Annotated in this window: 13 protein-coding genes, 1 pseudogene and 1 riboswitch; of the genes and pseudogenes, 8 read left to right on the top strand and 6 right to left on the bottom strand. The window is 63.8% G+C overall.

Translation table 11 applies throughout. The annotated features are described in order from the left end of the window. Positions 1-204: 204 nt before the first annotated feature. Positions 205-1185, bottom strand: coding sequence for a lytic murein transglycosylase (locus J8I29_RS02105; protein ID WP_209430452.1), 981 nt, complete (start codon positions 1183-1185; stop codon positions 205-207). A gap of 237 nt (positions 1186-1422) precedes the next feature. Between J8I29_RS02105 and J8I29_RS02100 the strand changes: the two genes are divergently transcribed. Both J8I29_RS02100 and J8I29_RS02095 read left to right on the top strand, forming a co-directional pair. Further along, the gene (locus J8I29_RS02100; RefSeq protein WP_209430451.1) at positions 1423-2361 is read left to right on the top strand and encodes a carbohydrate kinase family protein; all 939 of its coding nucleotides are present in this window, start codon (positions 1423-1425) and stop codon (positions 2359-2361) included. Further along, complete coding sequence (locus tag J8I29_RS02095) at positions 2358-3257, top strand: pseudouridine-5'-phosphate glycosidase (protein WP_105861521.1); 900 nt, start codon at positions 2358-2360, stop codon at positions 3255-3257. Before J8I29_RS02100 ends, J8I29_RS02095 begins: the two co-directional genes overlap by 4 nt. Before the next feature lie 44 nt (positions 3258-3301). On the opposite strand, the gene J8I29_RS02090 is transcribed toward J8I29_RS02095, so the two are convergent. The 4 genes from J8I29_RS02090 to cysQ form a co-directional block, all read right to left on the bottom strand. Further along, complete coding sequence (locus tag J8I29_RS02090; RefSeq protein WP_105861520.1) at positions 3302-3691, bottom strand: VOC family protein; 390 nt, start codon at positions 3689-3691, stop codon at positions 3302-3304. Between the two features lie 172 nt (positions 3692-3863). Further along, entirely contained in the window at positions 3864-5036 is a 1173-nt protein-coding gene (locus J8I29_RS02085) for a hypothetical protein (RefSeq protein WP_209430450.1), read from the bottom strand. Between the two features lie 221 nt (positions 5037-5257). Continuing rightward, complete coding sequence (locus tag J8I29_RS02080) at positions 5258-5803, bottom strand: DUF1134 domain-containing protein (protein WP_245196600.1); 546 nt, start codon at positions 5801-5803, stop codon at positions 5258-5260. Between the two features lie 368 nt (positions 5804-6171). Then, positions 6172-6978: a 3'(2'),5'-bisphosphate nucleotidase CysQ gene (gene cysQ, locus J8I29_RS02075; RefSeq protein WP_245196547.1), complete on the bottom strand. Its 807-nt coding sequence runs from the start codon at positions 6976-6978 to the stop codon at positions 6172-6174. Positions 6979-7224: 246 nt separating this feature from the next. On the opposite strand from cysQ, the gene J8I29_RS02070 reads away from it, so the two are divergent. The 3 genes and pseudogenes from J8I29_RS02070 to J8I29_RS02060 all read left to right on the top strand — a co-directional run bounded on the left by J8I29_RS02070 (position 7225) and on the right by J8I29_RS02060 (position 8621). Further along, positions 7225-7869 carry a histidine phosphotransferase family protein gene (locus J8I29_RS02070; protein WP_105861518.1) on the top strand — a complete coding sequence of 215 codons (645 nt, stop codon included), beginning with the start codon at positions 7225-7227 and terminating at the stop codon, positions 7867-7869. Between the two features lie 10 nt (positions 7870-7879). Further along, positions 7880-8260: pseudogene (locus J8I29_RS02065) on the top strand (RidA family protein). A gap of 52 nt (positions 8261-8312) precedes the next feature. Continuing rightward, entirely contained in the window at positions 8313-8621 is a 309-nt protein-coding gene (locus tag J8I29_RS02060; protein ID WP_209430589.1) for a hypothetical protein, read from the top strand. Positions 8622-8690: 69 nt separating this feature from the next. Here the strand turns inward: J8I29_RS02060 and fliJ are convergent, their stop codons facing one another. After that, the gene (fliJ, locus tag J8I29_RS02055; RefSeq protein ID WP_209430448.1) at positions 8691-9050 is read right to left on the bottom strand and encodes a flagellar export protein FliJ; all 360 of its coding nucleotides are present in this window, start codon (positions 9048-9050) and stop codon (positions 8691-8693) included. Between the two features lie 853 nt (positions 9051-9903). Between fliJ and J8I29_RS02050 the strand changes: the two genes are divergently transcribed. The 3 genes from J8I29_RS02050 to J8I29_RS02040 all read left to right on the top strand — a co-directional run bounded on the left by J8I29_RS02050 (position 9904) and on the right by J8I29_RS02040 (position 12245). Beyond that, entirely contained in the window at positions 9904-10605 is a 702-nt protein-coding gene (locus tag J8I29_RS02050; RefSeq protein ID WP_105861513.1) for a response regulator transcription factor CtrA, read from the top strand. Between the two features lie 165 nt (positions 10606-10770). Beyond that, a complete protein-coding gene (locus J8I29_RS02045) occupies positions 10771-11553 on the top strand; it encodes a 5'-methylthioadenosine/adenosylhomocysteine nucleosidase (RefSeq protein ID WP_209430447.1) in 783 nt (260 codons plus the stop codon). Between the two features lie 89 nt (positions 11554-11642). Next, the gene (locus tag J8I29_RS02040) at positions 11643-12245 is read left to right on the top strand and encodes a hypothetical protein (protein ID WP_209430446.1); all 603 of its coding nucleotides are present in this window, start codon (positions 11643-11645) and stop codon (positions 12243-12245) included. 92 nt (positions 12246-12337) lie between these two features. After that, a riboswitch (glycine riboswitch) is annotated at positions 12338-12444 on the top strand. Positions 12445-12616: the final 172 nt, after the last annotated feature.

Here is a 12616-nt window from a genome sequence, read left to right as displayed (position 1 = left end):
AAGCATCGGGAAACTCCGGTGTGGCAAGCTCGAGGCGCAACCTTGCCACGCGGGTTTCATGCCGAACAGGGTATTTTCGCGGTCCCCACATGGAAAAGGCCGGAGCGGGGACATCTCAGCGACATGCCTGCATGTCGCGACGTCCGCCCTTGCGGCGGCTCGTAGGGGAAGGGAAGAAGCGGGCTAGAAGCCCGCGCTCCGCTTTTATTCCGCGATCTTGCTGGCGAGCAGCGCCACCGTCTTGCGATAGAGTTCGCTGCCGTTCCAGGCCTTGAGGGCATCGAAATTCGGCTCGCCGGGATTCCAGCCGGCACCGCGCTGCCAGCGGCCCGACAGGAACTTGGCCACCGAGCCGATCACGTCGGCCTGGCTCTTGACCAGATCCTTGTGGCCATCACCGTCGAAATCCACCGCATGCTTGAGATAGGAGGTCGGCATGAACTGGACCTGGCCGATCTCCCCGGCCCAGGCGCCGCGCATCTCGTGCAGCGGCACATCGCCCTTGTCGACGATGGTGAGGGCGGCAAACAATTCGGGACGGAACTTGTCGCCGCGCCGGCAGTCGAAGGAGAGGGTCGCCAGCGAGCGGATGCTCTCGAACTTGCCGACATTGGCCCCGAAATCGGTCTCGAGCGCCCAAAGGGAAGCGATGATCGGGGCCTGCACGCCATATTCGGCCTCGGCCTTGTCGAACACGGCCTGATATTTCTTGATCACCTGCTTGCCACGCTTGATGCGATAGGCATTGACCATGCGGCCGGAGAATTCCTCGAAGGTCTGCGAGAAGGTCTTCCGCTGGGCGCGGTCGAGCCCGATCACCTTCGGATCGTAGGAGACGCCTTCCAGGGCCGCCAGCCCCTCGGCGCCGATGCCCCGGGCCGCGGCGTCCTTCTTGAAATTCTCCAGCCAGGCCGGAAAGCCGGCGGGATCGGTCGGCGTGGTGCAGGCCTGGGCCTGGGTCTGGGGCTGGGCCTGACCTTGCGGCTGGGGCTGTGCGGCAGGCTGGGCTCCCGATTGCGGCTGGGCTTGGGGCTGCGGCTGGGCTTGGGGCTGCGGCTGGGCTTGGGGGTCGGGTTGGCCCTGGGATTGCGGCTGGGCCTGAGGCGGCGAAGGTTGCGGCTCCGTCTGGGCCAGGGCCGGCGAGGCCATCAGCAACAAGGCAGCAAGCAAGGGGGCAGTGCGCATGAAACCATCTCGGAGGGAAGAAGAGCCACAAAAGCCAAACAAGAATGCGCAAAATGTGGCGGTTGCCGGGAAAGAGCAAGGCCTGCCCGAGATGCGCTTGGAAGGCGGGTTTCTCATGACTGCAATCACGGCGTGACGCAAGAGGAAAGCGGCAACCGAGGGAGCGTTGCATTGTTGCGGCTGCGAATCTGTGGCACGGGATGCGCTTTCGGGCTTATGGTCCCGTCGCGAGGAAGCATGGCCTATCGTCCCGTTCTGTGTGCAGGCGGCTGCGTGATCGACCGTGTCGGCGAAACCGCCGATGCGAAGGAGCGCCTCTACACCTCGAACATCGGCACGATGCGTACCAGCCTCGGCGGCGTCGCCCGCAACGTGGCGGAGAATCTGGCGCGTCTGGGGGTCGATGTCGGTCTCGTCTCGCTGGTCGGCGATGACCTGGAAGGCCGCCGCATTGTCGAAGAAAGCCGCCGGGCCGGTATCGACATGAGCGCCGTCACGCCGGCTGCCGGGGCCACCACCGCCTCCTACACCGCCATCTTCAGCGGCGAGGGCGAACTGGTGATCGGCCTCGCCGACATGGCGATCTTCGACCGGATCGCCCCCGAAACCATTGCCGCCCGCATGGCGGCCTTCCCTTCGGAAGGCTACCTGTTCGCCGACGCCAACCTGCCGCCGGCAGCATTGCAGGCCGTGGCCGAAGCGAAAGGACCCCGCGCCCTCGCCTGCGTGCCCGTCTCGGTGCAGAAACTGGCCAGGCTCGTGCCCATCCTGGCTGCGATCGATATCCTCTTCCTCAATCTCTACGAGGCGCGCGCGCTGCTCGGCTGCGAGGATGAAGCAGAGAATCTGGCGGCAAGGCTCGCAACGGGCCCGGTGCCGCGTGGGCTGCTTACGCTCGGCCCGCGGGGCGCGCTCGCCTGGCAGAAGGGGAAGGTCACCCCCATCGCCGCGCTGACCTCCCGCCCGACCAATGTCAATGGGGCCGGCGACGCGCTGGCCGGCGCCACGCTGGCACGCCTTGCCGCCGGCGACGAATTCCTCATGGCGGCCCGCCGCGCCATGGCAGCGGCCGCCCTCACGGTCGAATCGCCCCAGACCGTGCGTTCCGACCTCACCATGCAGGCCGTGCTGGCCCGCTATGCCCTTTCCCATCCAACCGAAACGATAGCATCATGACGTCCATTGCCCATTCCGCCGCCGTCTCAGCCGCCCTAAGGGACGGCAAGCCAGTCGTCGCCCTGGAATCCACCATCATTACCCATGGCATGCCCTGGCCCCAGAATGTCGAGACCGCCCGCAAGGTCGAAGCGGCCGTCAGGGCGGGCGGCGCCGAGCCGGCGACCATCGCCGTGCTCGACGGCGTCATCCATGCCGGGCTGGAGGACAGCCAGCTCGAGGCCATGGGCAAGGCCACAGGGTTCCTGAAGCTCAGCCGTGCCGATCTCGGTTATGCCGTCGCCACCCGCAAGAACGGCTCCACCACGGTGGCCGCCACCATGATCGCCGCTGATCGGGCAGGTATCCGTGTCTTCGCCACCGGCGGCATCGGCGGCGTGCATCGCGGCGTGGAGAAGACCTACGACATCTCGGCCGACCTGCAGGAACTGGCGCGCACGCCGGTCTGCGTCGTCTGCGCCGGCGCCAAGGCCATTCTCGACCTGCCCAAGACGCTGGAGACGCTGGAGACGCTCGGCGTGCCGGTGGTCGGCTACGGCTCCGACGAGTTCCCGGCCTTCTGGAGCCGCAGGAGCGGCCTGGCGGCGCCGATGCGCCTCGACGACCCCGCCGACATCGCCGCCCTGATCCGTGCCCGCGCCGAATTGCGGCTCGACGGCGGCGTGCTGGTCGGCAATCCGATCCCGCTGGCCGATGAGATCGCCGCCAACGAGATCAATCCCGCCATCGAAGCGGCGGTCGACGAAGCCGATGCCATGGGCATTTCCGGCAAGGCGCTGACACCATTCCTGCTCTCGCGCATGCTCGACCTTACCCAGGGGCGCAGCCTGATCGCCAATATCGCTCTGGTGGAGAACAATGCACGCCTGGCGGCGAAGATCGCCGCCGCGCTGTAATATCGGCGCGGTCATTGGCGGGAGCGCCGAATGCTCCCGTCATTCTACGCCTTCAGCGGCGCGCCGATCGACCAGGTGTGACCGAAGGGATCCTTGAGCTGCCCGTAGCGGCTGCCCCAGAACATGTCCTGGATCGGCATGGCGACGGTGGCGCCATGATCGAGCGCGCGCTGCCACCATCGGTCGGCATCATCGACCTCGATATGGATGGTCACGCCATGGGGCGGCGTGGCGGCCATGCCGAATTCCGGAAACAGGTCCCACATCATCACGTCACAGCCATTGATGCGGATATGGGCATGCATCAGCCGCTTGCCGTCCTCATGGTCGGCGCGGCTGACCTCCTCGGCACCGAAGGCATTCCTGTAGAAGTCGATGGCCGCCTTGGCCCCATCGATGGTCAGGCACGGCACGATGCCGTTCAGCTTGGTCATGGCTTGCTCCCCGTAGACACTCCTCTCCCTCGCTAGAGCGTTTTCCAGAAAAGTCGATAGACTTTTCGATTAAGAAAACGCGTCAAAACAAGGAATTAGAGAGCAAAGCCCGATTCGGAGAAATCGCACTTTGCTCTAGACGGCCAAGCCGTCGAACACATGGGGAGCGTGGTCAGCGTGGCCGGGCTTCCTGGCTTCCTTGCGCCGGCGGGTCCTTCATTGCCGGATCGTTCGCTGCCTGGCGCTCCGGTCCGGGCACAACGCCGACGGCCCTGCGGGTCGCCGCCTCGCGGGCGATCTCGGCAGCAACCTGCGCCATTTCACGCCTCAACAGGCTATTGTCGGCCTCGATGCGAAGCCAGGATTCGTGGGCTTCCTCGCGAAGAGCGGCAAGCTCGGCTTGCAGGCGGGCCCGCTCGATCTTCAAAGCGCCGATTTCTTCCTCGGCAGCGCTCGGCTCCGCGCTGCGCCGCAGGCGGTTGAGTTCGGCGATCAGTTCGGCCTCCCGTCCGGCGGCCAGTGCCAACCGGGCATCGCGCTCGGCCAGCAGGGCATCCTTGCGGCGCAGATCCGCCTCCCAAGCAGAAAGCCTGTCCTGATTGTCCAATTTCTCCAATTCGGCCAGCTGCCTCTTGTCGGTCATCGCCTGCAATTCGCGCTGCAGCGAGGCCGTGCGCGCCTCGAGCGCGGCGATCGCGGTGTCGCGCCGCATCAGCTCGATCGACTGGGTGGCCAGCCGATCATCCTTGCCGGAGGCCAGTTCCAGCGCTTCCTGCAATTCGTGCTGGTGCAGCACCGCGCCATCCTCCGCCGCACCGAGCTTGGTGCGAAGGGCAACCAGTTCGAGGCGCAGGCCGTCATTGCTTTCCCGCGCGCTGGCAAGCTCACGGTCGCGATCGATGGCTTCGTCGTCGCGCAGCGCAATGGTCACCCGCGCCGCCGCCAGTTCCGCCTTGAGCGCCGCAACCTCCTGCTGGGCGGCCAGCACGTCGCGCTGGGCGTTGGCTGCACCGTCTTCCATCCGGCCGAGCCTGGCAGCATCGACCCCAAGCAGGGCTTCGAGCCGGCGCAGCTTCTCGCTCTGCCGGCCAAAATCGGCCATCAACTGATGTCGGCGGGCCCGCTCATGCTCGGCTTTCTGTTCGAGGCGGCGGTGCCGCAGGGCCGCTTCCGCCCGGACATGATCCTGGGCAGCCCGCACCTGTGCCATCGACAGGGGCAGCGCCGTTTCCATTTCACGGCGGATCAGGCGACGCGCACGTCCCCAGATCGCAGGCACCATGGCCAGTGCGGCCAGGGCAGCGAGCGCTGCTCCGAGGAAAAAGGCAATCGCATAATCGAGCACGGCAGGGTCTCAGTACGGCGATATCTTCGCCGTACTATACGTCAATTCGACGACAATGCAGGATGAAAACGCACAGCGTGCTTAAAATCGCACTTTGATGTCCCGCCGGAATCCCTTGCGTACGGTTTATCCAGATGATCTGGCAGCAGTGCTGGTAACTGCATTTTCTTGGCGAGATGAGAGCCAGCAACTGCCCCGTGCTGCCGCACAGTTGCGTGCGATCAGAAGGGATTCCACGTAGCCGACGGCGTGAATTTGAGATAACCCAGATTGATGCCGAGACGGGCGCCGACGCCGGATTTGATGGGCACGACCATCATATTGCCGTCGCCGAGCGCCGTCATGCCGAAACCGCCGATGATATAGGCCGAACCGGCGATCCCCGGGAAACGGCTGTAGATCTCGTCGACCCGATCCATATTATAGACCAGCATCATGGTGCGGGCGCCGTCGCCGCCGAAATCCCAGCCCACGGAGGGGCCCTGCCAATAGACCTTGCGGTCGCCGACATTGCGCGTGAACATCGTGCCCTCGCCATAGCGAAGCCCACCGATGAAGGCGCCCGACCCTTCCTGGCCCAGGATGTAGCCGTTGGGTTCACCCCAGCGCGCCACGGCCTTCTGAATGGTGAGCGCCAGATCCCTCGACACGGTGCCGAAGAAACGGTGGCCGGAATTGACGAGTTCGTTGGAGGAGATGCGCTCCGGCCGCTCCGACTGCGCCAGCGCCAGGGAGGGAGAAACGAAGCCGGTTGCGGACAGAGCCATGCCGGCCATCATGGTAAGAGCCTTGCGGCGGGGAAGAATGTCGTTCATCGCGAGCCTCGTTGGCTGAGGGCCTGACGACAGGCCCAGGCCTCTGTGAGCCCTATTTTGTGGCCCAACAGCGTTAAGAAATTGCTTCCAAGAGCAAACGCGTTCGAACGATGTCGTTGCCGCGCCTCCCCCTGCTCACTTCGGCGGGTCTGGGCGTCCCGGTGGAACCACCGTGAATCACAAGACGCCGACGCGATGCGAGGTGGCGATAGCAGCAAGCAAAACGCCCGGAAGCATGGCCGCATTCATGCAGGATTGAGGCAAGGGAGCGGGCGCAGCGAGGCGGCGGCCCGGCAGCGGGCCCGACCACTCGGCAATAGCTATTTTTGAGGAGCGTCCTGGCCCCAGGCCACGAAAGCGACATTGCGGAAGCCGGCATCGGCCTTGCCATAGCGAAAATCTTCGCCATCGGGCATCAGCACCTGACCTCCCGCGGCGGAGAGCACGGCATGGCCGGCTGCGACGTCCCACTCCATGGTCGGTCCGAAGCGCGGATAGACATCGGCGACACCTTCCGCCACCCGGCAGAATTTCAGGGAGGACCCCGCCTCGCGCCGATCCGCAATGGCATATTCGGCCAGAAATGCCTCGCTCTTGGCGTCGGGATGTGAACGGCTGCACAGCGCCGTCAGGCCCTCGGCGGGATAGGCTCGCGTGGAAATCCTCTCTTCGATGCCGTCCCGCACGCGCCAGGCCGTGTCACCGCCGGCATAGAGCGCATTCACGGCCGGCGCAAAGACGCACCCCGCCACCGGCTTGCCGTCCTCGATCAGCGCGATGTTGACGGTGAACTCGCCGTTGCGGTTGAGAAATTCCTTGGTGCCGTCCAGCGGGTCGACCAGGATGAAACGCCTGCCGACATCCGGAATCACCCCCTTGGCGGCGCACTCTTCGGCCACCACAGGCACATCCGGCATCACATGCGCCAGCCGCCGCAGAATGATCGCCTCCGCCACTTCGTCCGCTTCCGTCACCGGCGAGCGGTCGTCCTTGATGCGGGCGTCGCATCCCTTGGCGTAGACTTGCATGATCGCGGCACCCGCCTCGCGGGCGATCTCGGCAAAGGCCTGCGCAATGGCGTCCGGGCTGGAAAGGGGCGAGGGCGAAGTCTGAGCGGTCTGGGTCAAAAGGGCCTCCGATAGCAGCGGCCTGTTTAGTCCTGATTGGCATCCTACCGCAAGAATATTGGGTCTTGGGGCGCTGTGCGCATCCCCTTCGCAATCGCGGCCCAGGGTTGCAAAGAGGGCGTAACAGGACATGCCGGCCCCTCGCGCCTTCACATCCCGCGCCACAGAGTCTATCTGAAAAACAGGTTTTGAGATCTGATTCTCTCCTGATTTGCCTTTCTCTCCTGATTTATTCTGGGTGCTGCGATGACCGCTGGTTTTCAACTCGATGCGCTTGATCTGGCCGCCCTGCTCTGCTCTCGCGTCTGCCATGACGTGATCAATCCGGTCGGCGCCATCGTCAACGGGCTCGAAGTCCTCGAGGACGAGGACGATGCCTCGATGAAGGCTTTCGCCCTCGACCTGATCAAGAAGAGCTCCCGGAATGCCTCGGCCCGCCTGCAATTTGCGCGGATTGCCTTCGGGGCGGCCGGCTCGGCCGGGGCCTCGATCGATCTCGGCGATGCCGAGAACGTGGCGCGCGGCTTCATCCAGGACGAGAAGGTGACGCTCAGCTGGTCTGCGCCGCGCCAATTCATGCCCAAGAACAAGGTCAAGCTGCTGCTGAACCTGCTCGTGGTCGCCACCACCACTATTCCGCGCGGCGGTTCGATCAATGCCAAGGTGACCGGAGATCCGGAGATGCCCACCTTCGAGGTCATCTCGCTGGGCGGCAATTCGCGCATTCCGCCCGGCCTGATCAGCCTGCTGGCGGGCGAACCCGAAAACGGCACGCTCGATAGCCACCTGATCCAGCCCTACTACACCGGGCTGATTGCCCGAGCTGCCGGCATGTCCGTGACGGTCGAGACGATCGATGGCGGCGTGCGCATCGCCGCCGCGCCAGTGTGAGCACGTCTCCATGCCCCGCAAACTGATCTCGACCGGCTCCCCGCTCGAACGCAGCGCCGGCTATTCCCGCGCCGTCGTGTAGGGTGACTGGTGCTTCGTCTCGGGCACAACCGGCTATGACTATGCCAGCATGACGCTGCCGGAGGATGTCGGCGCCCAGACCGAGAACACGCTGGCGACCATCGAAAAGGCCTTGGCCGAGGGCGGTTTTGCCATGAACCAGGTCGTGCGTGCGACCTATTATGTGACCAGCACCGACCATGTGGAGACCGTGATGGCGGTCACCGGCCGGGTCTTCGGCGCTATCAGGCCCGCGGCCACCATGCTGATCTGCGATCTCATCAAGCCCGAAATGAAGGTCGAGATCGAGGTCACGGCGTTTCGCGGCTGAGGGATTTTGCTTTAAGTCTTTGTTCAAGGCCGATCGCAGGGAGGGAGCCTGAATGCGCAGCGTGCTGTTCTGCCTGTGTCTGGCTGCTGCCCTGCTGACTGTCGGCCTGGAAGGGCGGCCGGTGCGGGCGCAGGATAATCAGGCCAGGCCGTCGGAACCTCCGGCCCCTTCAAAGCCGATTGCCCCCGACCAGCGCGTGCTTTCCTTCACCGCCGGCAATCCCGATTGCACAGAAATCACCGACGAATGCATCATCTGCGCCGTAGTGAACGGCAAGCCGATGTGTTCGACCCCGGGCATCGCCTGCCTGCGCAAGGATCTGCGCTGCACCAGCACCAAGCCGCCGACGCCCAAGCAATGAGCGGCGGCCCCTTACCGTATCGGCTGCCCAAGTCAGAGTGGATCAGGATTTGCCTGCCCGGAATCAGTCTCACTGGGCAGCGATGCTGCGCTCGCTTGCCTTTTCGCGATCGTCGAGCGTCTCGACCATCTTCAGATCGTCCAGGGCATCGGCGAGCGCGCTCCTGGCGTCTTCCAGCTTGCCCTTCAGATCGTCGGCCGAGCCACGCAGATTGTCACGGCGCGCCGTGGCCGCACGCGCGTAGGTCGGATAGGCAAAATGGCTCGGATCGGTGATGCCGGCCTTGGCTTCCTCGGCCTTGATTTCACGATCGAGCTCGCCTGCCATGCGCTCGAACTCTGCCACCATTGTTTCGATCTGGATGACCTGGCGGCGTCTCTCGTCTGCCTGGAAGCGCTTGAGACGAATAAGGGTGTCGCGCGACTTCATTACTCACTACTCCATCAGCCGCATCGGCCCGCCGCCCCTACCGTGGAGGACAGGCCGCACAATCGGATCGCCAGGCCATCGGCCCGGCGAAGACCCACACCATCCGGCATGGACGTGAATTCTTCCTTACTCGCCGCAAAAAAGCCGCGAACCAAGGCGGGACAGTCGACGATCAAGAAAAGCACCTGCCAAGATTTATCAAGTCGGCGCATCATTTCTGCATGCTCCCGCCGCTTTTCTTAAGATTTCTCCCGGGAGCACCAGGCTGCAGTAAGAGTACCGACTCCAGCTGAAGCTATGCTTCACGCCGGATGGAAAGAGCGGGCTTAATACTGCGTTCACATGTTTCTAACAGCTTGAAGAAGCAAGCGGATTCGACGAGGCAGCATCGCTGTGAACCGGCCTGCCTCTTTCGACACCGGCGAGGCAAGCCCTCACGTCCACCATCGAGCATGGCCGCTCGAGGAAGCTGTTGATTCGCCCTAAATCACTAAGAAGCTCCCCCGACGGTAACCATTAATTTACCTGCCTCGTTAATGATCCCTAACAACGGTCAACGAACTCACCGCCACGTTTGTCCAAATTCTGCGGCGAATGGGTGAGTCGGTTGAATCGCTTAGGCAAGTTTCTTCATGTGAATGTTGACGCTTGCCGCTCACCGAATCTGTCTTTCAGGCAATGTGTTACAGGGAGTTTTGGACCTTGTTTTCAAGTTTCGCTTGCATGAGAGAATCACAATTTGTTAACCATGCCTGCGTAGCGTCGCGGTTGATCATCGACGAGGTGACTTCACCGTGCCGTCTGCGCATTCGCGACGGCGGTCGACCCTCCGAGGCCGCAGTGGGGGATTGAGATGCGCGTACTTCTTGTCGAAGACGATAGCGCCACGGCGCAAAGCATTGAGCTGATGCTCAAGTCAGAGAGTTTCAACGTCTATACGACGGATCTGGGCGAGGAAGGTGTCGATCTCGGCAAGCTGTATGATTACGACATCATCCTGCTCGACCTGAACCTCCCCGACATGTCGGGGTATGAAGTCCTGCGCTCCCTCAGGGTAGCCAAGGTCAAGACGCCGATCCTGATCCTGTCCGGCCTCGCCGGCATCGAGGACAAGGTGAAGGGGCTCGGCTTCGGCGCCGACGACTACCTGACCAAGCCTTTCCACAAGGACGAATTGGTCGCGCGCATCCACGCCATTGTCCGCCGTTCAAAAGGCCACGCCCAATCGGTGATCGCCACCGGCGACCTCGTGGTCAATCTCGACACCAAGACAGTCGAGGTCCATGGCTCGCGCGTGCATCTGACCGGCAAGGAATATCAGATGCTCGAGCTGCTCTCGCTGCGCAAGGGCACCACGCTCACCAAGGAAATGTTCCTCAACCATCTCTATGGCGGCATGGACGAGCCGGAACTGAAGATCATCGACGTTTTCATCTGCAAGCTGCGCAAGAAGCTCGCCAACGCCACCAACGGCACCAATTACATCGAGACGGTCTGGGGCCGCGGCTATGTGCTGCGCGAGCCCAACGAGATTGAAGAGCGTATCGCGGTCTGAGGCCGCACCTCCCCCAAGAACGCGACGAGATGGCCGGGCTCAGTCCCGGCCTTTCTTTTGGCGGGGCGCGCCGCCACATGGGAATGGCTTGACATCAAGGCGATGAACGAATGGCTATGGTATCCATTCCCGCCTTCGCTGAACCCGCCTGCCCCGGAAGCTTGCATGACAGTCTCCTCTACCTCTCCCCTTGGCATTCTCGTCCCGCTCGCCCAGGAGGCCGAAGCGCTTTTCGCCCTGATGAAGCAGGACGGTGCCACGCACACGCAGCGCATCGGCGGCCGGGACTATCATAGCGGCCACCTCTTCGGGCGCCCCTGCGTGCTGACGCTGTCTCGGGTCGGCAAGGTCGCCGCCGCCACCGCCGCCGCCGGCCTCATCCATGCCTACAAGGTCGGCGCCATCCTCAATGTCGGCGTGGCAGGCGGTGCGGCGGCAACGGTAAAGGTCGGCGATATCGTGGTGGCCGATGCGATGCTCCAGCACGATCTCGACGCGCGCCCGATCTTCCCGCGCTATGAGGTGCCCCTCACGGGCATGTCCCGCTTTGCCGCCGATGCGGCCATCGGCAACAGCCTGTCGCAGGCGATCGAAGCCTTCCTGGCCGAGGATCTGCCGCAGCTTTCCGCCGAGATTCGCGAACGGTTCGCCCTCGCCGCTCCCCGCCTCCATCGTGGGCTGATCATCAGCGGCGACCAGTTCGTCAACGGTCACGCGGCGGTCGCAGCCCTGCGCGACGACATCCCGGACGCCCTTGCGATCGAGATGGAAAGCGGAGCGGTGGCCCAGATCTGCCACGACTACGGCATTCCCTGCGGCGTACTGCGCACCATCTCCGACAGCGCGGACGACAATGCCCATGTCGATTTCCCGGCCTTCCTCGCCACGGTCGCCAGTTTCTACTCCCACCACATCCTGCGACGCTTCCTGCAGCGCACCGACTGGTGAGGGGAGCCTGTGCATAGCGGGTCCCCGACGGACTGGCCGAAGCCGAACGGCATGCTATAAGGACGCCGTACATTCAGCGGAGCGTGACGATGGTTGGCAGTCAGTATGGCGTCTGGGCGGCTCGTAGCGCCCTGTTGGCAGGTGTGGTCACCCCGGCGCTCCTCCTGGGCGGCTGCTCCAGCAGCGTCATCACCGGCGTCTATGGCACCCCAACGGAAACGGCCGCGCCGCAACAGACGCAGACCGCTTCCCAAGGGCCGCTGCGGGTGGATTTCGATCCCGATACCGAGTGCCCGCAGATCAACATTCCCACCGGCGCCGCAGCCTATGGCCCTCCCAGCGCGCAGTTCTCGATCACCAATTTTGCCCGCGAATGCGATCTTGCCAGCGGTAACACCGTCACCATCAAGATCGGCGTCGAGGGACATGTGTCCGTGGCGGGCGGCGGTGGCGGCGGCTATTCGGCGCCGGTGCGCATCACCATCCGCGACCGCGACGAGAAGCCCGTCTATACCAAGGTGATCCGCGCCACCGCGTCGGCGACGCCCGGCGGCGGCCCCGGCAGTTTCCGGGTGGTCGATACCTCGGCACCGATCACCATCGGCCTCGAACAGCCGCTCAGTTCCTATGACATCGTGGTCGGTTTCGATGGCAAGGGCGGCACTGTCACCAAGAAAAAGCGCCGGGGCTGAGCGGGTCTTAAATTCCTCTGACCTTTTCTGTTCGCGCCCCATTCTGTTGGGTTGACGACAGGTGAGGCGAGGGATAGCTTCCCGGCATTCGGCCGATCCCCGCGGAAGAGTTCGGTCTGATTCCCTTGAGGAATCACGGACCGGCGCCGAAGGAGCAACCGCCCCGGAAACTCTCAGGCAACCGGACCGCGGGGGAACGAAACTCTGGAAAGCGGCACGAATGCGCGAGCATTCGGGCTCACCGAAGGGCGCAAGCTACCCCCAGTTCTTATCACCTGAAATTTGGGTGCGGGGGTCGCGAAATCTCTCAGGTAACCGCGACAGAGGGGGCACAACCGGACATCCGTCCGGCGTGCAACCTTTTGCCGGAG

It is taken from the genome of Labrys sp. LIt4 (genome assembly GCF_017813775.1).
GTDB lineage: Bacteria > Pseudomonadota > Alphaproteobacteria > Rhizobiales > Labraceae > Labrys > Labrys okinawensis_A.
The sequence above is the reverse complement of the archived record's forward strand: the minus strand, read 5'-3'. Positions and strand labels throughout refer to the sequence as shown.